Origin of the sequence: Pseudomonas sp. ICMP 10191, from assembly GCF_001467335.1 — a bacterium.
Lineage (GTDB): Bacteria > Pseudomonadota > Gammaproteobacteria > Pseudomonadales > Pseudomonadaceae > Aquipseudomonas > Aquipseudomonas cerasi.
In genome coordinates this window covers 1-21,325 of record NZ_LKGW01000101.1, presented here as the reverse complement: position 1 = coordinate 21,325, position 21,325 = coordinate 1, and the positions used below count along the sequence as shown (strand labels likewise).

General features: G+C 58.3%; 18 protein-coding genes and 1 pseudogene. 14 read left to right on the top strand and 5 right to left on the bottom strand.

Translation table 11 applies throughout. From position 1 onward, the window contains the following. Window positions 1-177: 177 nt before the first annotated feature. From AO388_RS08530 to AO388_RS08520, 3 genes are all read left to right on the top strand, one after another. Complete coding sequence (locus AO388_RS08530) at window positions 178-3,105, top strand: autotransporter family protein (protein ID WP_058416294.1); 2,928 nt, start codon at window positions 178-180, stop codon at window positions 3,103-3,105. Window positions 3,106-3,555: 450 nt separating this feature from the next. Then, window positions 3,556-4,083: a hypothetical protein gene (locus tag AO388_RS08525; protein ID WP_003371185.1), complete on the top strand. Its 528-nt coding sequence runs from the start codon at window positions 3,556-3,558 to the stop codon at window positions 4,081-4,083. A gap of 14 nt (window positions 4,084-4,097) precedes the next feature. Further along, window positions 4,098-4,541 carry a DUF421 domain-containing protein gene (locus tag AO388_RS08520; RefSeq protein WP_003371183.1) on the top strand — a complete coding sequence of 148 codons (444 nt, stop codon included), beginning with the start codon at window positions 4,098-4,100 and terminating at the stop codon, window positions 4,539-4,541. A 49-nt stretch (window positions 4,542-4,590) separates the two neighbouring features. Here the strand turns inward: AO388_RS08520 and AO388_RS08515 are convergent, their stop codons facing one another. From AO388_RS08515 to AO388_RS08510, 3 genes are all read right to left on the bottom strand, one after another. Beyond that, window positions 4,591-5,262 (bottom strand): haloacid dehalogenase type II, encoded by a 672-nt coding sequence (locus AO388_RS08515; protein ID WP_003430778.1) that lies wholly within the window; start codon window positions 5,260-5,262, stop codon window positions 4,591-4,593. Window positions 5,263-5,365: 103 nt separating this feature from the next. After that, window positions 5,366-5,521 carry a hypothetical protein gene (locus AO388_RS29345; protein WP_003317799.1) on the bottom strand — a complete coding sequence of 52 codons (156 nt, stop codon included), beginning with the start codon at window positions 5,519-5,521 and terminating at the stop codon, window positions 5,366-5,368. A gap of 156 nt (window positions 5,522-5,677) precedes the next feature. Continuing rightward, window positions 5,678-6,598, bottom strand: coding sequence for a LysR family transcriptional regulator (locus AO388_RS08510; protein ID WP_024662192.1), 921 nt, complete (start codon window positions 6,596-6,598; stop codon window positions 5,678-5,680). Between the two features lie 131 nt (window positions 6,599-6,729). On the opposite strand from AO388_RS08510, the gene AO388_RS08505 reads away from it, so the two are divergent. The 3 genes from AO388_RS08505 to AO388_RS08495 are packed head-to-tail and all read left to right on the top strand — an operon-like array spanning window position 6,730 to window position 8,887. Next, window positions 6,730-7,224: a YagU family protein gene (locus AO388_RS08505; RefSeq protein WP_003371176.1), complete on the top strand. Its 495-nt coding sequence runs from the start codon at window positions 6,730-6,732 to the stop codon at window positions 7,222-7,224. 56 nt (window positions 7,225-7,280) lie between these two features. Beyond that, entirely contained in the window at window positions 7,281-7,850 is a 570-nt protein-coding gene (locus AO388_RS08500) for a hypothetical protein (protein WP_003371174.1), read from the top strand. Window positions 7,851-7,870: 20 nt separating this feature from the next. Then, window positions 7,871-8,887, top strand: coding sequence for an SMP-30/gluconolactonase/LRE family protein (locus AO388_RS08495; protein WP_054082213.1), 1,017 nt, complete (start codon window positions 7,871-7,873; stop codon window positions 8,885-8,887). 81 nt (window positions 8,888-8,968) lie between these two features. On the opposite strand, the gene AO388_RS08490 is transcribed toward AO388_RS08495, so the two are convergent. Continuing rightward, complete coding sequence (locus tag AO388_RS08490; RefSeq protein ID WP_058416293.1) at window positions 8,969-10,546, bottom strand: carbohydrate porin; 1,578 nt, start codon at window positions 10,544-10,546, stop codon at window positions 8,969-8,971. Between the two features lie 167 nt (window positions 10,547-10,713). Between AO388_RS08490 and AO388_RS08485 the strand changes: the two genes are divergently transcribed. The 7 genes from AO388_RS08485 to AO388_RS08455 all read left to right on the top strand — a co-directional run bounded on the left by AO388_RS08485 (window position 10,714) and on the right by AO388_RS08455 (window position 19,578). Continuing rightward, window positions 10,714-11,988, top strand: coding sequence for an ABC transporter substrate-binding protein (locus tag AO388_RS08485; protein WP_003430788.1), 1,275 nt, complete (start codon window positions 10,714-10,716; stop codon window positions 11,986-11,988). 21 nt (window positions 11,989-12,009) lie between these two features. Beyond that, a complete protein-coding gene (locus AO388_RS08480; protein WP_003430789.1) occupies window positions 12,010-12,972 on the top strand; it encodes a carbohydrate ABC transporter permease in 963 nt (320 codons plus the stop codon). Then, a complete protein-coding gene (locus AO388_RS08475; protein WP_003430791.1) occupies window positions 12,969-13,811 on the top strand; it encodes a carbohydrate ABC transporter permease in 843 nt (280 codons plus the stop codon). Before AO388_RS08480 ends, AO388_RS08475 begins: the two co-directional genes overlap by 4 nt. Window positions 13,812-13,838: 27 nt before the next feature. After that, window positions 13,839-14,984 carry an ABC transporter ATP-binding protein gene (locus AO388_RS08470; protein WP_275087169.1) on the top strand — a complete coding sequence of 382 codons (1,146 nt, stop codon included), beginning with the start codon at window positions 13,839-13,841 and terminating at the stop codon, window positions 14,982-14,984. Continuing rightward, complete coding sequence (locus AO388_RS08465) at window positions 14,981-16,495, top strand: glycoside hydrolase family 32 protein (protein WP_003430795.1); 1,515 nt, start codon at window positions 14,981-14,983, stop codon at window positions 16,493-16,495. The genes AO388_RS08470 and AO388_RS08465 overlap by 4 nt, the downstream gene beginning before the upstream one ends. 67 nt (window positions 16,496-16,562) lie before the next feature. Further along, window positions 16,563-17,555: a LacI family DNA-binding transcriptional regulator gene (locus tag AO388_RS08460; protein ID WP_003371156.1), complete on the top strand. Its 993-nt coding sequence runs from the start codon at window positions 16,563-16,565 to the stop codon at window positions 17,553-17,555. Window positions 17,556-17,958: 403 nt separating this feature from the next. Further along, a complete protein-coding gene (locus tag AO388_RS08455) occupies window positions 17,959-19,578 on the top strand; it encodes a methyl-accepting chemotaxis protein (protein ID WP_058416291.1) in 1,620 nt (539 codons plus the stop codon). A gap of 142 nt (window positions 19,579-19,720) precedes the next feature. Here the strand turns inward: AO388_RS08455 and trpC are convergent, their stop codons facing one another. Beyond that, complete coding sequence (gene trpC, locus AO388_RS08450; RefSeq protein ID WP_003430800.1) at window positions 19,721-20,521, bottom strand: indole-3-glycerol phosphate synthase TrpC; 801 nt, start codon at window positions 20,519-20,521, stop codon at window positions 19,721-19,723. 647 nt (window positions 20,522-21,168) lie between these two features. Between trpC and AO388_RS28545 the strand changes: the two are divergent. Beyond that, a pseudogene (locus tag AO388_RS28545) lies at window positions 21,169-21,325 on the top strand (DMT family transporter); the annotation flags it as partial.

The following is a 21,325-nucleotide window of genomic DNA, read 5'->3' as shown; positions in this document are numbered from 1 at the left end:
GATACTCCCGTTGTTGGCAACCCGCCGAACGGAAACGCTTAAGCCCTCGGGGCTGGCAGCCACCCTGGTGGCTTTTATGGAGTATCTGGAGTCGCTATGAACCCCTTATTCAGAATATCCCCTCTTGCTTTTGCAATTACTCTCGCACTGCTTCCAGAGGCTCAGGCCGTTGACTATGTGCTCACTAATGGTCAGGAAACCTTTAACAGCGACCGTTTGATCGATGGCGCGATCGACGTCAATGCAACTGACGGCAACACTTCTACCCTGACAATCAACAGCGGCGCAACCGTGACCAGCGAAGGCGGCAGCATCGTTGGCCAGGCCAGCAGAACCGGCGTCAATATGGCTCAGGCCAATGTTGTGGTTGAAGGGGCAGGTTCGCGCTGGGTGGTGCCTCGCACCTCATTCGTTCTCGGTAACTCGATCGTTGTCGGTGGTGTCGGCCAGGGCGATCTGACGGTCCGTAACGGAGGGCAGGTGTCGGTTCGGGATCTGGATATGGGTGAAGTTTTCGGGTCCCGTTCCAACGCATTTTCGAACGCGACGCTGTCGGTGAGTGGTCAGAACTCCCTGGTCGATGCGGTCAACATCCAGGCCGGCGGAGTGTTTGTGTATCGCTCGAGCATCACGGCCAATGACGGCGGCAAAATCAACAGCCAGCAGGTCGACATAGACTCCGTCGTCAAGCTTTCAGGCGCAGGAACCCGCTGGGACAACAGCGGCTCCTTTGTGAACAGAAACGACCTGACCCTCGAGAACGGCGCAGTACTGACGAGTAACGAGCTGCGACTGGGGTCGGCCGTTATCAACCAAAGCAATCAGGTCAATGTTACCGGACAGGGTACCCGTCTCGACGTGCAATCGCTGACGCTCGGCACCAACGTTGTCCGTACTTACCTGTCGCTGGCCGACGGTGCCGAACTGAGCGCCACTAACGGTATGCTCATCAGCTTCGTGAACGACAGCAACTCGGCGACGCGCGGCACGTTTACCATCGGCGGCCCGGTCGCGGTGGACCCTGACCGTACCGATGTTGATTCCATGACTGCAGGAGCAGCTCTGGCGGCAGGCCGACTGAACCCGCAAACCGCCGTCAGCTTTGGCACCGGCAACGGTTCCCTGGCGTTCAACCATACTGACACCGATCTGCAGTTCGCCAACACGCTGAATGGTACGGGTCGAGTGTATGCATTCAGCGGCAATACCACGCTGAGCGGCGACACCTCGGGATTGGCCGGTAGCGTCGTTGTGCGCGGCGGGCGACTGGTGTTGGCGGGGAACGTCGACCAGGTCAATCAGCGCGGCAACACAGCCACCACCCAAAGCGTTTCGCGGTTTAACGTAGGTAACGGCACACTTGTGGTCAACGGCATTGCGGGCCGCACTGAGTTCGGGACTTACACAAACAGCGCTCAGGTACTGGACGGAGGTATTCTGGCCGGTGTCGGTCAGGTGGGCAGCACCCAGGTCGCCTCCGGCGGTACGCTGTCGCCAGGAGAAAGCGCCATAGGCGCGCTGGCGATACAAGGCAACCTCGAGATGGCCGCCGGTTCACGCTACGCCGCAGACATCGCGGGCGACGGCAGCGCAGACCGGATCAACGTGAGCGGCACCGCAACCCTGCGCGGTACGCAAGTCAACGTGACCGCGCTGGATCCCGCGCAGAGCTATCAGAGCGGCAGAACCTACACGCTGCTCTCCGCCCAGGGCGGTTTGGTCGACGGCGCCGCCGCAGGCACTGCCTATGCCCAGGCACTTACCAACTCGGCGTTCCTGAATGTCGGGCTGCAACGCACAGCCAATGACCTGAACCTCACCATTGAACAAAAAAGCGTAGAACCTACGCCGACTCCAGAACCGACTCCAGAGCCGACTCCAACTCCGGAGCCTACACCTGAACCAACACCTGAACCAACACCAACACCTGAGCCGACTCCAACACCTGAGCCAGAGCCGACCCCCGCGCCAACACCGGGTATCTTTCAAACGGTCATGCTGACCCAGAATCAGTTCAATACAGCGGGTGCGCTCAGCGTGCTGGAGCAAAGCGGCGAACCGCTGCGCCTCTATAACAATCTGTTGATTCTGGATGCCGAAAGCGCGCGTAATGCTGCCGATCAGCTGTCCGGCGACACGCTCGCCAGTACCTCGACCGCCCTGATCGCCAACAGCCAGGTGGTGTCCGGAGTACTGGGGACTCGTGTGCGTAATCTTCTCGATACCGGGACATTGCGGATGCCAGCCATGGCACTCAATCTGATGCCAACCACTCCACCCGCCGAAAGCGGTGCCTGGGTGCAACCATTCGGCAACTGGACCAAAACAAGCAGCAACAATGGCGCAGGCGGTCTGCATCAAAGCACAGGTGGCCTGCTGTTCGGTGCGGACGGCAGCTTCACCCCGGATTGGCGCGGCGGCGTCTACGCTGGCTATAGCCGCTCGAAGTTCGACGCCGATGATCGCGATGCCGACGGCCACAGCGACAACTATCATCTTGGCCTGTACACCGGAGCCCAGATCGATGCACTGCGCCTCAGCGCCGACGTCGGCTACACCTGGCACAAGCTGGAGAGCGAGCGGAATGTGGCCTTCGCCGGATTCAGTGATCACTTGACTGGCAAACGCGACGCGAAATCGTTGCAGGCCAGTGGTGAAGCGGCCTACCGCATACCGCTTGGCAGCGTGGCTCTGGAACCTTTCGCCGGGCTTTCCTATGTTCGCTACGACGCCAAAGATCTGCACGAAAAAGGTGGGCCAGCCGCGCTAGACGTGTCCAGCGACAAGCAGAATACCGTCTTCTCGACGCTCGGCCTGCGCGCATCGACGAACACCCGAGTGGCCAACCTCGATACCCAGGTCTACGGCTCACTGGGATGGCGACGCGCCTTTGGTGATCTGGATCCGCGAAACGAGCAGAGCTTTGCCGGCGGTCCAAACTTCGAAGTGCAAGGCGTAGCTCAAAACCGCGACACCGCCTTGACCGAAGTCGGCGCGAAGCTGCGATTGAACCGTCAGACCGATCTGGGCTTGTCTTACCAGGGGCAGTTCGGCACTGACACTCGTTTCCACTCGGTGAATGCCGGCGTGACGGTCCGCTTCTGATCGTAATTGCAGCATCGGGCTGGATAACCATTTGCACAGGCTCGCCTGGAGTGGCATCCAGCCCGAATTCATTGGAAGGCATTTACATAGTGCGATCCCGAATCCACTCCGCGTTATCGTCCTACGCGCCGATCAACGACTAACGCAAGACACTCGAACCGCCCCTTCATCGCCCTCCTGTCGGCATTCGCTCGGCTAACGTTCAAACCATGCTCCAGGCCATCAGATTACCTGCGAGTGATGCGGCCATTTATCTCAAACAACACGACTGTTACAGGCAAGCGCTCAATCACATGCGGTGAATCGCATCTACGCCATTACGCCAGAGCTTCTGGCAGTCACTCACCAGGAACGTCAAAACCATGGCAAGGACTTAAACCGTTCTGGACAGCGGGCCGGTTGGAAGCGTAATAAGGTGCCTACAAAATTTCCCTAATGGACAGCACGTTAATGGCACTACGCGGTGATGAGGCGGACGACCATGAGTTCCGCAGCCGGTCATATCCCGTCGAGGAAGATATGGCGCAGCAGCGTCGAGTCTGGCGCTTTGAGCGCATCGGTTGGGCTGGCCTGATTGTGCTGATAGTGCTGACCCTCGCCGGCTTGTTTTCCAAAGGGCCATTGAGCCAGGTGGAGCCCGAAACGGCAGATGGCAAACTGCAGGTGAGCTACGAGCGTTTCAGCCGCAACGGCAGTCAGGACGATATGATTGTCACGTCCAAAGGCGCCCCCTCCGAAATGCGTTATCTGGTCGTCGGCAGTGGACTGCTCGAAGGCGTGTCGATCGAGAACCTCAACCCCCAGCCCGCGCCCCTTCACAGCGAAGGCCGTGATCTGGTTATTCCGATGCAGGCCGACAAGGACGGTCTGGCCACCTTGTACCTGACTGTTCGCAGTAACGGGGTGGGACTGTACCGAGGGCAAATGCATATGCTGGGTGGCGAAACGCTGCCGATGCCCAGGTTTATCTACCCGTAGAGAGAACGCGATTTATGGATGCAGTGCTCAGAGCAGCAGCGATTTATTTTGTCTTGATGGTCTTGTTTCGTATTGCCGGACGCCGCTCTCTTACCGACCTCACCACCTTCGATTTCGTCTTGTTGCTGATCATTGGCGAGGCCACTCAGCAGGCGCTGCTGGGCGATGATTTTTCGGTGACTAACGCGATACTGATCATCTCCACCCTTATCGCCATAGACGTCGGCTTTTCCCTGGCCAAACGCCGATCAAAGCGGTTGGCAAAGTTTCTGGATGGCGGCCCCACGGTCATTGTGGAAGACGGCAAGCCACTGACCCAACGAATGAGAGAGGCGCGTATCAGTGAATCCGATGTGATGGAGGCAGCACGAACCACGCAAGGGATAGTGGAGATGAAGGACATCAGGTACGCGATCATCGAAAGGAACGGGGAGATATCGGTCATACCCTTCAAGTGAAGGTCTGCAAGTGATCAGGGATGGCTGCAGGCCGACTCCCGAATCAGTGCTAAAACGGACCTGCGCAGAGTTTCATGGCGACATCCTGAACATCTTTACCGATCAAGTCAGGCTGGGTGCCGAGCGGGTTGAGCACCTTCCCCGGGCGCTCGACAAACGCGGTGCGACACCCGGCCTGGGCAGCCCCGGCGATGTCCCAGGCGTGCGCTGCGACCATGATCATCTGATCCGTAGCGATGCCCAAGCGCTGTGCGACCATTTGGTAGGTTGCTGCGGCTGGCTTGAATTGACTGATTTCGCTGCCTGCCATGATGTGCTCGAAGCAGTCGGTCAATCCTGCAAATTCGAGCTGTTGCTGCAGCGCCTCCAGCGCGCCATTGCTCAGGGCAATGAGCACAAACCCGTAGTCCTTCAATAACTGCAGTGCCTGATGAACGTCCTTATGCGCAGGAAGAGATTTGATGCCTGCGGCCAGGGCCTGGCACTGATCGTCGCCCACGTCCACCTTGTGCCGTGCGGCAACCATTCTCAAAGCGCCCTGCGCCAGATCACCAAACGCCTGATACTGGCCGGTTATGGTGTTGGTCATCCAGCACTCTTGCAGTGTCAGGAACCATTCGGTGCGCACACGGCTATCGCCGAACAGTCCCTCGAAGAAAGCGTCGAGCGCGGCCAGATCCAGCAGCGTCTCGTTTACGTCAAAAATGATGTGTTTGAGCATGCTATAGGCCCCTGTTGCCTGCCTGAAGTGATGGCATCGAATGCGCCACCTGGCGGTGCTGACATCAGCCAGCACCGCCAAAGGTCACGATCAGGTCCCTGGCTTACGCCTGCTCTTCCTGCTCGTCATCATCGTGCTTGAGTGCCGGCTTCATCCCCGGCTGAGGCGCGTGCTCGGCATTCGGCGCGATTTCTTCGCCGTGGTTCTTTTTCTCTTGCTGGACTTTTTTGTCGTGGGCAACGTTACGTGGATCGGTCATGGGAATTCCTTGATTGGCAGAGGATTCGAACACCCATCGACGTGATGCATTGTTTGAGCGCCGGGGCAAGATTTGGAGTCAGGGCGTAGCCAGGCGTTCAGTGCATTTGAACCGGCACGCGAATAGCGGGTTGGAGCCTGAGTTCAGGTGACGGCGTCACGACTCCGCGGACGACAGCGTGAACGCTGGCGACTGAACCAGCTCCATGATCACTTCGCGCAAGGACTGCGCACACGGAGACAGCTCGCGATACGCCAGCGCCAGCACATAGGCGACAGGTGTACCTGGGCCCGTCAGCTCACGACAGGCAAGCCGCCCCGGCTGACGTCGGGCATAGCGCTGCGGCATGAGGGCCACACCCATGCCTCCGGCGACCAGCGCGGCGGTGGTCTGCATCTGGCGAGGCTGTTGCACGACCCGAGGAGTAAAGCCAGCGTTGGCGCAGGCCAGCAGAATGTGCGAGTGCATGCCCGGGCCATGATGCGGGGCGAACAGAATCCAGGGTTGGTCTGCCAACGCCGCAAGACCGATGGACGCACGCTCGGCCAAGGGATGATCCTGCGGCAGCACCGCAACCATGCGATCCTCGAACAGCGGCTCGATATGGATATTGCCCGGGTCTATGACCGGCAACACCAGAATGCCGACGTCCAGCCGGTCGTTGCGCAGGCCTTCAAGTTGCTCGGGAGGGGTGGCCTCCTGCAGTTGAATATCGACGTTCGGGTTCGCTGCCTGATAGCGACGCAGCAGCGCCGGCAGCAAACCATCGACCACGCTGTCGACAAAGCCCAGGCGAATCGTGCCGAGCATGCCTGCCGCTGAGCGACGTGCCATTTCACAGGCCCGTTCGGCCTGCAACAGCGTTTGCCGCGCCTCGGCCAAAAACACGACGCCCGCAGCGGTCAATTGCGTGGAGCGCGTACTGCGCAGCAACAACTGCACGCCCAGGCATTCTTCCAGACGACGAATCGCAACGCTCAGGGGCGGCTGTGACATGTTCAAGCGCTGCGCGGCCTTGCGAAAATTCAAGGTTTCAGCGACCACCACGTACTGGCGCATCAATTTCAAATCAATCATCTGATATTTTTTTAGTATCAATGAGCTATCAAATTAGTATGTTACAAATAAATGAGCGTTGCACATACTTCATGGTAAACGGCTAGAGCGAGATCGCTCACAGCCTGGTCTATCGAAGAAGGGGCGCTGATTTGAACACGCGAGCGTATGGTGTCGCCGCACTGGCCGGCTTTGTTGGAGGCAATGTTTCCAGTTTCATCAAATGGGGTACAGAGATCCCCTTCCCGCCTCGCACGCCGGACCGCCCGGTCCCGCCCGTGGAGATGCTTGATTCGCTGGGCATCAACGCTCAGCAGCTGACTTATGTGTATTCAGAGCATGTGGTGAATTACGGCAGTGCCCTGGTCCACCATGGCTTTTCCATCTTCTTCGCCATGTTCTATTGCCTGCTTGTACTCCGGTATCCGCGCGCCGCCCTGTGGCAGGGTCTGGGTTTCGGCCTGTTGGTGACCCTGGGGTTTCACGGCGTCATCCTGCCTGCGTTCCATTGGGCACCGCCGCTGTGGGAGTTGCCTGCCTCGGAGTTGTTATCTGAAACGTTCGGGCACTTGCTGTGGATGTGGGTGATCGAAGTCATACGGCGGGATTTGCAGCAGCGCTGGCTGCCTCACACCCGACCGGCCTGAGTAGCGCGCTGTCTTGCGACAGACACACGGAATTTCCCTGTAAACGGAGTGACCCGATGAACTCTCTATACACCCTGGCTCTGGCCTGCGCCGCCTGCACGGGCATGGCGAGTGCCAATGCCGACGTGCAATCGGTGCCGAAAGAGTCTGCGCAAATGACTCACAGTAACGGTCAACTGCAACCACCTGTTTCATATGCCACGCTGTGGGCTGACGAAAACGGTGCCACGCATGTGGGCCACTGCCGCCTGGAAGGCCTGGAGTTCAAAAGCTATGCCCCGCCAGCCGCGCCGCAATGGGTCGGCGTCTCCCCTGACGATATCGAAAGCATCGCCTACGCGGTGCTGCCGGTGGGATACGTCGGCAACTGGCACCACGCGCCGGGGCCACAATGGGTCGTCACCCTGCAGGGGCAATGGTCGGTGGAGACCACCGATGGCAGTGTGCTGGTGCAAGGACCGGGAGAGATGCAGTTCAATGCCGACACCCGGTCCCGGCCGCGTCCGGATGACGAACGTGTAGGCCACCTGACGCGCACCGTGGGTGATCAACCCAATGTTCAACTGATCATCAAACTTAAACCGGGTGCGGCTGACAAACGTACCAACGGCAGCTGTGCCTACTGATCGCATACGGACCTGAATCTATGAAACCGACCCGTAAAAATCGCTTTCTGCGCCCCTCCTCATGGCTATTGGGCAGTGCGCTCCTGGCTGCGGGTTCAGCAGGCGCAACCGACGCCGTCGCCCCTGTCCGGCAAGTCGTTATCGACCCGGCCTTCAGCCAACTGGTTGCCCCACAGGCCCACGTCGAGCTGCTCACCGATCAGGCGAAGTGGGCAGAAGGCCCGCTGTGCCTGGCCGATGGCCGTTTGATCTGGAGTGACATCAAGGCCAACAAGGTCAGCAGCTGGCAGGCAAAGGATGGCGTGTCCACCTGGCTGGAAAAAGCCGACTTTCAAAATGGGCATACGCTCGACGGCCAGGGCCGTGTGGTGGCGGCCTCCCATGGCAAGCGCGGCATCGTGCGGCAGGAGCCCAATGGTGAGTGGCGTACATTGGTCGACACCTACCAGGGCAAACGGCTGAACAGTCCGAACGATGTAGTGGCGGATAAAAGCGGCGCTCTCTGGTTTTCCGATCCCACCTTCGGGGTGTTGAGCAAAAGCGAGGGCTATGGCGGCAAGCCTGAGCAAGGCGGCGAGTTCATCTATCGCTACGTACCCGACACCGGGCAGATCACCCGTCTCGACACTCCCGAAGTCCACTCGCCCAACGGCCTGGCCTTCTCGCCGGATCAGCAGCTGCTTTATGTGGCCGACTCACAAATGGCCCACGACTTCACCAACAAGAAGCTGGCACATCGCATCATGGTCTATCAGGTGCGCGACGGTCGCTTGATCAACGGCAAGGTGTTCGCTGACATCCAGCCCGGCATCCCTGACGGGATCAAAGTCGACGCGCTTGGCAACCTGTGGAGCAGCAGCAAGGAAGGTATTCAGGTATTTTCCGCAGCAGGCAAGCCACTCGGAAAACTGCTGGTCGCGGCTGCCGATACCAGCAACCTGACGTTCTGCTCCAGCGAGCAGGCAAGCTGGGCGTACATTACCGCTGCCAACAAGGTGCTCAGGGTGCAGGTGATGAAGAGCGTAGCTGGTCAGTAGGACGAACTGTCCCGATGCTCATCGGGTAGCCGTAAACCGATTCAAAGCCCGGCACACGGTGCCGGGCTTTACCTGCAGAGCCTAGAACCAGGTCTCCATCTGGATGCCGAACTGCCAAACACCACCGGAGTTGAAATCACTTTTGCCGAAGTTGTCGGTCGTGCTGTAGCGGTCCAGATCCGAAGACCAGTTCATGAGGCTTGCGAACACTCGCAGTTCGGGGCGTGTGAGCAGGTCACCCATGTCCGGCTTGAAGGTCGGCGCAACCGTAAACTTCCAGAAGTTACCGTCAACCGCATTGCGTTGCAGATAGCCTTTGGGGTCGAGGTCCATGGTTTGCCAACTCAGCTCGTAGGCCATCTCGAAGTTGCTGTTGATCTCGTTGGCCAGGCGCATGTTCAGCGTGAGCCAGCGGTAATCGTCGCCTTTGACGTAGCGGTCTTTGCTCTGTTCGGCCAGCAGGCTCGGGCCGATGCGCCATCCCGGCGCGATAGGTGTCTCGCCATACATGGCCAGACGCACTGCGCGGGCGTCGTCGATCAGTTCGCCATCCGCGCCAATGTCCTTGACCTGCGCACCCAGGCCCTGCCCATAGAGCAACGCCGTCTTGAAGAAGCCTTCCCGACCGAAAAAGTCCTTCTGGTGATTGGCCAACATGGTGTGCAGGCCTGAATCTGCGGGCGCAAAACCGGCTTGATTGGTGCGCGTACCGACGTCGTTTTTCTTTGCACCAATGGCGTTGAACATCCACTGCCACTGACCATTGTCGAAGAATTGGTTGGAGGTCAGGATATAGCTTTCCACATCGGCATCGACGCCGCCCTCACTGAAATCTCCGTAGTTACGTCCGATCAGGGAATAGTTCGAGCGCCAGTCCTTGGTCATCTGCACATCGTAGATACCGCCACCGGTCCCGGCCAGAAAGACCACGTCCGAGTCCAGCCAGTGGATATCGAAATTATCCCTGTCGAAGCGCTTGCCGGCCCACAGCGTGGCGTTTTCGAACACTGAATTCCCCTTGAAAGCGGCAATGTGGTCGAGTTCGGTAAATACCTGACGCACGTTCAGGCTGCTTTCGGTGGCCGTCCAGTCGTTATAGCTTTCAACGCCGTCGGCGATGGAGACGGTGAACTTGGAGCGCGTGCCGTTCTGCGCGTAGATCTCTTTCGACAGATCGAAGCGCATGTAGGTGTCGTCTTCGTTACCCAGGCGCCCGACCGCACCACCGACTGAACCTGCGGGGGTTGTATAAGGCCCACCGCGACCGCCGCCCAAACCGTCGTTGATCAACAGACCGGAGCGAGCGTAGCCCTTGAAGCTGAACCCGTCGGTGAGGTGTCCGGCACTGCCTGGCTTCTCCATGCTTTGCTGGCGGGCTTCGAGTTTTGCCACGCGATCATCCAGAGCCGGCTGTGAATTGGCCGCAACGGTGGACGCAGAAGTGGGTGCGGCAGGCTGCGCAACGGGGGTCGAGAGTTTGAGTTGCTGAAGCTCCCTGGCGAGCGCCTGGGTTTGCTGTTCGGCAGCGGCTGCACGTTTTTCCGCAGCGCTGGCACGGGCTTCGAATGCGGCCATCCGCTCTTCCAGAGTCGCGGCCTGAGAGACGGTTGTCGAGGTGCCGAGTACCCCTGCGAGTAGCCATCTTGATGCGTTCTGCATGTGGACTTCCTGTTTTGTTTTTATTGTTTTCGTGACGTTGGCCTAGCCTTTTTCCTTCGGCACAAAATTGTGAAAATCGGAGAAAAAAGGGTGCCACATCGAAAATACGCTGTTACATTGACGATGTTAACGTTAACTTTTATAAAAACAAAAATAAAGAGGGCTCTATGAAACAGCTGAAATCTCTTCTTCCCGTCGCGCTGCTCACCCTGTCTGCCGGGTTTTCTGCGCTGTCGAACGCAGCCGATCTGACGATCTCGTGCGGGGCCGTCGGCGCTGAATTGCAACTGTGCAAGGAGGCAGTCGATAGCTGGTCAAAACAGACCGGCAACAACGTTCAAGTGGTTTCCACGCCTAACTCTGCAACCGAGCGCCTGTCGTTCTACCAGCAGATCCTCAGCGCCCAGTCCACCGACATCGACATCATTCAAATCGACATGGTGTGGCCGGGGATGCTCGCCAAACACCTGACGGATCTGCGCGAACTGCTTCCGGCAAATGCGACACAAGGCTATTTCCAGGCACAGGTGGACAACGCCACCGTCGACGGCCGGCTGGTGTCGATGCCCTGGTTTACCGACTCGGGGCTGCTGTATTACCGCAAGGATCTGCTCGACAAGTACCAGCAGCCGGTCCCCCAGACCTGGGAGGACATGACCGCTACCGCCAAAAAAGTGCAAAAAGCCGAACGCGATGCGGGGAATGCCACTATGTGGGGCTACGTGTTCCAGGGGCGCGCCTATGAAGGCCTGACGTGCAACGCCCTGGAATGGATCAGCAGCCAGCCGGACGGCGGACTGGTCAACCCGCGCGGAGACATCGTGGTCAACAGCCAGGCCTCACGAGTCGCGCTGACCCTGGCAAAAAGCTGGATCGGCGAGATCTCCCCGCCCGGCGTCCTTAACTACACCGAGGAAGAAGGCCGTGGCGTATTCCAGTCGGGAAATGCGCTGTTCATGCGCAACTGGCCTTACGTCTGGGCCTTGGTGCAAAGCAAGGACAGCGCGATAAAAGACAAGGTCGGCGTCGCGCCCCTGCCCAGTGGCGGCGCGAACGGCACCCACGCTTCAACGCTCGGGGGCTGGGGCCTGGCGGTTTCGCGCTACAGCCGCAACCCCAAACTGGCGGCAGAACTGGTTGCCTACCTGACCAGCGCTCAGCAGCAAAAACAGCGTGCCCTGGCAGGTGCCTACAACCCAGTCATCGAGTCCCTGTATGCCGACCCCGAGTTGCTCGCGGCGATGCCTTACTACCCGCAGTTGCACAGCATCCTCAGCAATGGGGTCATGCGCCCCGCCGCGATCACGGCCAACGGCTACCCACGCGTCTCCAACGCATTCTTCGATCGGGTGCATAGCGTGCTGGCGGGCGATATTCCGGTCGATCAGGCACTGGTCGAACTGGAACGCGAACTGACCCGCATCAAACGCCGGAACTGGTAAGCCACACGTAAGGAAATCAACATGCCCGTCTCTTCTACCGACTTCCCTGGAGACGACGAACTCGTCACCCGGGAAACGCCTGTACAACGTCGCAGGCTACGCGCCGCCTGGCTGTTTCTGACGCCGATGCTGGTGTGCCTGGTCCTGGTGGCGGCCTGGCCGTTGCTGCGCACATTCTGGTTCAGCCTGACCGATGCCGATCTGTCGGATACCGGCAGTGGCTCATTCGTGGGCCTGAGCAATTATCTGCTCTACGACGGCGTCATCTGGTCTGGCGTGCTGGTCGATCCGCAATGGTGGAACGCGGTGCGCAACACCCTGCATTTCACCGTGGTGTCGGTCGGGCTGGAAATGGTCCTGGGACTGATGGTGGCGTTGCTGTTGAACGTCAAGTTCACCGGCCGCGCGCTGGTCCGTGCGTTGATTCTGATCCCTTGGGCGATTCCGACCATCGTCTCGGCGAAGATCTGGTCGTGGATGCTCAATGACCAGTTCGGCATCATCAACCATATGATGCTGAGCCTGGGCCTGATCGATGCGCCGCTGGCCTGGACGGCAGATGCGGACCTGTCGATGTGGGCAGTGATCATCGTCGACGTCTGGAAGACCGTGCCCTTTGTCACCCTGCTGATGCTCGCGGCACTGCAGATGCTGCCAAGCGATTGCTACGAAGCCGCCAGGGTCGACGGCATTCATCCGGTACGGGTGTTCTGGCGAGTCACCTTGCCGTTGCTGATGCCCGCCTTGTTGGTCGCCGCGATCTTTCGCATTCTCGATTCGTTGCGGGTCTTCGACGTCATCTACGTCCTGACCTCCAACTCTTCGAGCACCATGAGCATGTCGGTCTATGCCCGCCAGCACCTGGTGGAGTTCCAGGACGTCGGCTACGGCAGCGCCGCCTCCACCCTGTTGTTTCTGGTCGTGGCAGTGATTGCCATGCTTTATCTGTACCTCGGACGTCGCCAGCTGGAGGTGCGCTCATGAACCTGCGCCCACTGAAGAAAGCGCTGCTGCGCCTGGCCTTCTGGGGCCTGGTCGGGGTCGTGCTGCTGTACGCGATCTTCCCTTTCTATTACGCCATCCTGACCTCGCTGAAACCGTCCAGTGCCTTGTTTGAAGTGAGCTACTGGATCACCGAAGCCGACTTCTCCAATTACGCAGCGGTCCTCAGTCAGGCGTCATTCCTGCAGGCCATCGCCAACTCGCTGGTGGTTGCGCTGAGTGTGGTAGTGCTGGCGCTGTTCCTGGGCCTGACGGCGTCCTACGCCCTGGGCAGGGTCAAGTTCCGAGGCCGCGGCACGGTGCTGATGATGGTGCTCGGCGTCTCGATGTTTCCTCAGGTCGCGGTGCTGTCGGGGCTGTTTGAAGTGATCCGCGCACTGGGTCTGTACAACACCTCATGGGCACTGATCCTGAGCTACACGATTTTTACCCTGCCCTTCACCGTCTGGGTGCTGACCACGTTCATGGGGCAACTGCCGCATGAGCTGGAAGAAGCGGCAATCATGGATGGCGCATCGCCCTGGGTCACGCTCACCCGTGTGCTGTTGCCGCTGCTGTGGCCCGCGCTGGTCACGACCGGCCTGCTGGCTTTTATTGCCGCGTGGAACGAGTTCCTGTTTGCCCTGACCTTCACCCTGACAGACGCGCAACGAACGGTCCCGGTCGCCATCGCCCTGATTTCGGGTGGCAGCTCCCACGAATTGCCTTGGGGCCTCTTGATGGCGGCGTCGGTGCTGGTGACCGTCCCACTGGTGATTCTGGTGCTGATCTTCCAGCGCCGCATCGTTTCCGGCCTCACTGCCGGCGCGTTGAAAGGTTGATGCACACAACTGACAAGGAACAGCATCGTGATGAAATTGAAGCTAGCCAACATCAACAAGCAATTGGGCGGCACGCGCATTCTGCGCGATGTCAGCCTGGAGATCGCTGCGGGTGAGTTCGTTGTGTTCGTCGGCCCTTCGGGCTGCGGAAAGTCGACGCTGCTGCGCTTGATCGCCGGACTGGATTCGATCTGTGCTGGCGACCTGCTGATCGACGGACGACGGGTCAATGACCTGGAACCGCGCGAGCGTGGTGTCGGTATGGTCTTTCAGTCCTACGCCCTGTACCCGCACATGAGCGTCTACGACAACATCAGTTTCGGCCTCAAGCTGGCCAAGACGGAAAAAAGCAGCCTGCGCGAACGCGTGCTGAAAACCGCGCAGATCCTGCAACTGGACAAACTGCTGCAGCGCAAGCCCCGGGAATTGTCCGGCGGGCAGCGTCAGCGCGTGGCCATGGGCAGAGCCATGGCGCGGGAACCGGACATCCTGTTGTTCGATGAACCGCTTTCCAACCTGGACGCCTCGCTGCGGGTCCAGATGCGCAACGAAATCGCCCGGCTCCACAAGCGGCTGGGCTCGACGATGATCTACGTCACCCACGATCAGGTCGAGGCGATGACCCTGGCGGACAAGATTGTCGTGCTCAACGGCGGTCAGGTCGAACAGGTCGGCTCACCACGCGAACTCTACGAACGCCCTGCCAGCCTTTTCGTCGCCGGTTTTCTGGGCTCGCCGAGAATGAATTTTCTGCCAGTGAGCTTGCAGGCACCGGGTCGCAACAGCCTGATCGACATCCCGGCACTGGGTATGAAATCCCTGCCCTTCGACAGCTCGAATCTGACCGAGGATGCGCAACTGACCCTGGGTGTTCGCCCGGAGCACATCACCCTCAATGCTGCGAACAACGGCGTTGGCGTCACGGTATCCGGTGTCGAATACCTGGGCAGCGAGGTCTATGTGCATCTGGCTACCGGGGCGAGCGAGCCCTTGATTTGTCGCTGCGATGCCAAGGCCGGCTGGCAGGCAGGCGATCAGGTCGCGCTGCAATTCGACGACAGCAACCTGCACCTGTTCGACGCCGATGGCCTGGCCCTGAAGCGCCACACAGACGCCAGTCAACACCTGACACCCGGCACCACACCGCACCTCGTACAAGCAGGCACCCTATGAGTTTTTCTGCAAATGCCATGAGCAAGCCGATGTCTCCCGCCCTCGAGCGCGCGCGCCATGCGCTGGAAGAGGGCCTGTCGCAGCTCGTCCACGATTATCGCCCCGGTTACCACCTGGCCCCGCCTGCGGGCTGGATGAATGACCCTAACGGGGTGGTGTTCTTTCGTGGCGAATATCACGTGTTCTATCAGCACCACCCGTTCGACGCGAAATGGGGCCCGATGTACTGGGGCCATGCAAAGAGTGCCGATCTGGTCCATTGGCAGCACCTGCCCATTGCCCTGGCACCCGGTGATGACTTCGACCGGGACGGCTGTTTTTCCGGCAGTGCAGTGGTACATGACGACACCCTGGCGCTGCTCTACACCGGGCACACGTGGCTGGGTGACGTGGGCGACGAGCGTTTCATCCGTCAGGTGCAGTGCCTGGCCACCAGTACCGACGGCATCAGCTTCATCAAACACGGCGCCGTTATCGACACCCCGCCGCAAGACGGGATGATTCATTTCCGTGACCCGAAAGTCTGGCGACAGGATGGCCACTGGTACCTGATTGCCGGCGCACGCCTGGGCGACAAACCGCTGCTGCCGCTCTATCGATCCAGGGACCTGCACGCGTGGGACTTCGTCAGTTATGTGTCCACAGGCGGCGAAGGCGACGGCTATATGTGGGAATGCCCGGACCTGTTTGGCCTCAATGAACGCGACGTACTGCTTTACTCCCCCCAGGGCATGCCGGCGCAGCGATACGAGCGACTGAACAGGTTTCACACCGGCTACCGAGTGGGCCAGGTCGACAGTCAATGGCAGTTCACCGGCGGGCCTTTTATCGAGCTGGACAGCGGTCACGATTTCTATGCGGCGCAGACGCTGGTGGCTGCCGATGGCAGGCGTCTGCTGTGGGCCTGGATCGACATGTGGGAAAGCCCGACCCCAACCGAGGCACATCACTGGCGCGGCATGCTGGGCCTGCCGCGAGAACTTGAAGTACGCGCCGATCGCCTGTGCGTGCAGCCCGCGCGCGAGCTGACAGCGTTGCGCAACGCGTCACTGCCAGGCACCCCCTGGTGGAGCGAAGCGGGTAGCCAATGGCTGGCCGACATACACGGCGACATGCTCGAAATCCACGTGCACCTGGACCTGCTCGACTGCATCGAAGGTCACCTGGGTGTGGCCTTGCGTTGCAGTGAGGATGGCAAGGAGCAGACGCTGCTTTACTACGATGCGTCGCTGAAACGTTTGATACTCGACCGTACTCAGTCGGGCACCCACGTCAGCGGTCAGCGCAGTGTAGCGATAGATCCACAACAGAATCAGCTTGAACTGCGGATCTTCCTTGATCGCTCGTCCATCGAGGTGTTCGAGCAAAACGGCAGTTTCAGCTTCAGCAGCCGTCTTTATCCACAGACCGACAGCCTGGGGGTAAAGCTTATTGCCAACGGAACCGGAGGCCGGGTCTGCATCGCCGACGCATGGCAACTCGCCTCGGGCTACCTGTCGGTAAATCATTGAAGTCGCGAAAAAAATCAGGTCTCTGTAGCATGATAATCATCAGTCAACCCGACAGGCTCCGCTTCGCATGACCTCAGTTAAAGACGTTGCAAAACTGGCCGGTGTGTCTCTGATGACGGTGTCTCGGGCGCTCAATGATCCGGGAAAACTGAGCCCGGAGACTTATCAGCGAGTGCGCAACGCGATCGATGAGCTTCAATTCGTACCCAGCCTGTCGGCTCGCAGGATTCGCGGCGACAACCTGCAGACCCGAACCATCGGCGTATTTGCCCTGGACACCGCAACGACGCCGTTTGCGGTCGAGCTGCTGCTGTCGATCGAACAGACCGCGCAGCAGGCAGGCTGGAACGTATTTATCCTCAACCTGCTAAGCAATCCGCCCACTGACCAGAACATTGACCTGATGCTGTCGCACCGCCCCGACGGGTTGATCTTCAGCGCCATGGGGTTACGCAAAGTGAGTATCCCCCAGCGCCTGAAGAGCAAGCCGCTGGTGCTCGCCAACTGCGTAGCCGACGACAGCAGCCTGGTCAGTTATGTGCCAGACGACGAAACGGGTCAGTACCGCGCCTTGAACCACGCGTTCAGCAAGGGCTATCGACGCCCGCTGTTCATAAACCTGCCAAAACAGAGCCTGGCCTGGGAAATCCGCCAGGCGGGTATGTTGCGTGCCTGCGAGGCATTCGGCCTGACTCGCGACGAACTCTTGCAATACAACCTGTCCGAACACGATGCCTACTGGGAAACCGCCGCTATCCTTGCACGGCACATGATAGATGGGCGTCCTCAGTTCGACATTCTGATCTGCGGCAATGACCGCATTGCCTTTTGTGCCTACCAGTTGCTGCTGGGCCAAGGCCTGAAAATCCCCGGCGATGTTGCCGTACTGGGTTATGACAACATGATCGGCATCGCCGAGCTGTTCATTCCTGCGCTGACCACGGTGCAACTGCCGTATTACGAGATCGGTCGCAACGCCGCCCGGCACCTGATTGAAAGCCTTGAAGTGTCGGGCTCCCAGCCGGTGGACTGCCCGCTGGTGATCAGAGAATCGTTATGAAGCCTTGCGCGGGATAGCTCACGCAGCAAGTCGTCACGGGACCCTCCAGACAAAAGCGACTGCTCTTGAGCCCTGATTTACACCCCTGAAACGCTGACCGTATTAAATGGTTACGATTGAGAGGGGTAAGAGCGCCTGGCTGTCCGGCCACTCTAAAAAGATAGCTTTTCTCTTACTTTTCAAGCGCCTACTGATTGCACGCTCAAGACAAGCGAGTTGTACACCCTCTGACTTACATGAATCCCGCCCCAAAAAAGCGCACTAAACAAATTAAAGAACAAAACCGTGCGCAACTAATGCACGAACTAATCCAGAAACCAAACCCGACCCCCTCAAGTAATATTTCTGGTAGCCGATAGTTCTAAAGCCGTGAAAAATCAATTCTACAAGGAGGTCAGTGACAATGAGAAACTTGAAAGTATCTGCGCGCGCAGCACTCAGCTTTATGTTTATTGCACTCTTATTGGTCGCCTTGGGTGGTATTTCAGTATGGAAAATGGGAGAAATCCGCGAGACGGCCAGAGACATTGAAAACGATGCATTGGCCAGCGTGGTGGTTGCAGACCGAATCAATGCCACGATGCTGCGCCTGCGCCTGGAAGTCCGCAGAATGCTGTCCCAGACCAATCCGCAGGACATGGCCACCACGTCCGGCATGATCGCTTCGCTGAGTGAGGAGTTGAAAAAGCAGGTAGCCCTTTACGCCCCTTTTGTCGCCAGCGATAAAGAAGGACAACTGTTCAAAGCCGTGTCGGAAAACACCGATAAAGCACTGGTTGCATTCGACCAGGTGATTGCACTTATCCGTCAAAACGCAACCACTGAAGCGCTGGCCTACCTGAGTTCAAACGTGACGCCTGTTACCCGTCTTCTCGACGACGCTGTGAACGGGCTTGTTCAAATGAACATTGACGAGGCGGCAAACTCAGGAAAAGAATCCGAGGATTCGTATCAAAGCGGCTTAACGTTTGTGATCTTCATTATTGCAGCCGCGACGCTGGCGACGATTGTGCTGGCCGTGCTGTTCACCAAAAGTATCGTCACGCCGTTGCGCGACATGCTGCGTGTCAACGACACCATCGCCAAGGGTGATCTGCGCAGCGTGATTACCGTCACGGGCAAAGACGAATTTTCCGACCTGATGCGCTCTACCCAGGTCATGCAAAACAATCTGCGCGATACGATCAAGCTGATCGGTGATTCATCCACTCAACTGGCATCCGCCGCTGAAGAAATGAACGCAGTCACCGAGGAGTCGAGCAAAGGTTTGCTGCGCCAGAATAACGAAATTGATCAGGCAGCCACCGCCGTTAACCAGATGACCGCTGCGGTCGATGAGGTGGCGCGTAATGCTGCCGCTGCATCGGATGCAGCCAAAGCCTCTGATCAGTCAACCCGCACCGGCGCAGCACGGGTTACCAGTACGGTCGACGCCATCGAGAAACTGAGCAAGACCGTGCAGAGCACCAGTGTCGATGTAGAGCGTCTGGCCGTGCAATCCAAGGACATCAGCAAGGTATTGGAAGTCATTCGTACGATTGCGGAACAAACCAATCTCCTGGCCTTGAACGCAGCTATCGAAGCCGCCCGGGCAGGTGAGCAGGGACGCGGTTTCGCGGTGGTGGCTGATGAGGTCAGAGCGCTGGCCCATCGTACCCAGACCTCGACTCAGGAAATCGAGAAAATGATTGGCGACATCCTCACGGGCACTGCACAGGCCACCAAGGCCATGAGTGAAAGTTGCGATGAGGCCGGTGGCACACTCACCATCGCTCATGAAGCCGGAGCAGCACTGACCCTGATCGCGAAAGCAATCAATGAAATCAACGAAATGAACCTGATGATTGCGACCGCATCGGAGCAGCAGGCGCAGGTCGCACGTTCGGTCGACGGCAACCTGATGAGTATTCGCGATCTTTCCATCCAGAGTGCAACGGGGGCCAATCAGACAGCGGCGGCCAGTGCCGAGCTCTCAGTGCTTGCTGTAGACATGAATAAGCTGGTGGCCAGGTTTTCGCTCTAAGGGTTTTCTACTGCTTCAGGTCGTGATGCTGTGGATACTGATTCCACAGCATTCAGGGCCAATCAACTGCATACGTCTGGACAAGTGCAGGACGGTCAGAGGAGCGCATTAACGCCCCTCTGAGCCGTGAGTTTCCTACGCGTCAGTCAGCACTGCCGGTCAGCAGTGTTCTTGTGGCCGCAGTAACATCCTCTTTGCGCATCAGACTTTCGCCGACCAGAAAGGTAGTAATGCCGGATTTTTTGAGTCGCAGGCAATCGTTATGGTTGCCGATGCCACTTTCACCGACCAGCAGTTTGCCTGCGGGCACCATGGATGCCAGTCGCTCGCTTGTGCCGAGGTCTACTTCGAAGGTATGCAGGTTGCGATTATTGACGCCGAGCAGCGGAGAAGACAGTTTGAGCGCACGCTCCATTTCATGTTCGTCATGCACTTCCACCAGAACGTCCATCCCCAGCGTCATGGCCGCATCTTCAAGTTCGGCGGCCAGGTCGTCAGTCAATGAGGCCATGATCAGCAATATGCAATCCGCACCCCAGGCACGTGCTTCATACACCTGATAAGTGTCAAACATGAAGTCTTTTCGTAACACAGGAAGGGCGCAAGCGTTTCGCGCATCGATGAGAAACTGCGGGGAACCCTGGAAGCTGGGCGTGTCGGTCAGAACGGATAAACAGGCGGCCCCACCGGTTTCATAAGCCTTCGCCAGTTCGGGCGGGTTGAAGTCTTCGCGAATCAGTCCTTTTGATGGACTTGCTTTCTTTATTTCTGCAATGAGCCCCAACAGACCCTGCTGTTCTTTTGCTTTCAGTGCTTTATAAAAACCGCGGGGACTGGACTGTTCGAGGGCACGCTGCTTGATGCGACTTAATGGTACGTTAGTTTTTGCCGCCTCTATTTCTTGAAGCTTGTAATGTTTTATTTTGTTTAGAATATCACTCATGGCAGTCACTCATATTAACGGGTAGTCTATTGAATTAAGCCCTGTAGCGCCTCGACGTACGCATGCTCATTATCGCCCTCTGGCAATATTTAAACGAGCGTACATTCACTGATCGAGAAACAACAATTAAATTTAATTTATCCACCTTTAAACACATTATCGCGTTAATATATCATGATCGTCCATAATGTAAACCCGGGTAACACGGTCTCTGTAACGTACATCAACAACTGAACCCAGACGATTAAGATGGCGAAACAATATCAACTTTCCGGCACAGCCTGGCGATTTACCTGGGCCAGTCCACGCCTCGGCTGTTACTACTGGCAAGCCTGCTGATCGGCGCACCGGCAAACCTGAAGTATCTGCTGGTCAATCGGCTGATTCGCAGCCCTAGTAAGCTGGAACTGCTTTCCGTGGTCGTGCGCCAACGTCTTGCTCGCACTGCTTTTGACGCTCGTGTCAGGCGTCAAGGATTACCTGCTTTATGGGTTGCTGCCGCATTCGACAACTTTTCAGGCCTTGACCCGGTTTATCGAACTCGCCGAACATTGCCCGATGATTGCCAAGGCCAGCGTGGATCTGCAGGCCACCCGCAATCGCTTCACTCCTCTCAAACGACAAACCAGCGACAGGGAACGTCATCAATGCAATCCAATTTCAGCAAGGGCGTTATCTTTGCGCTCTCCGCCGCCGCACTGAACGCAACCATTGGTGTGCTCAGCAAGGTACTAATGAGCAATGGCTTCACCTCCAGCAGCGTTGCCGTCATCAAAACGATACTGGGGTGCATCCTGCTCTCGA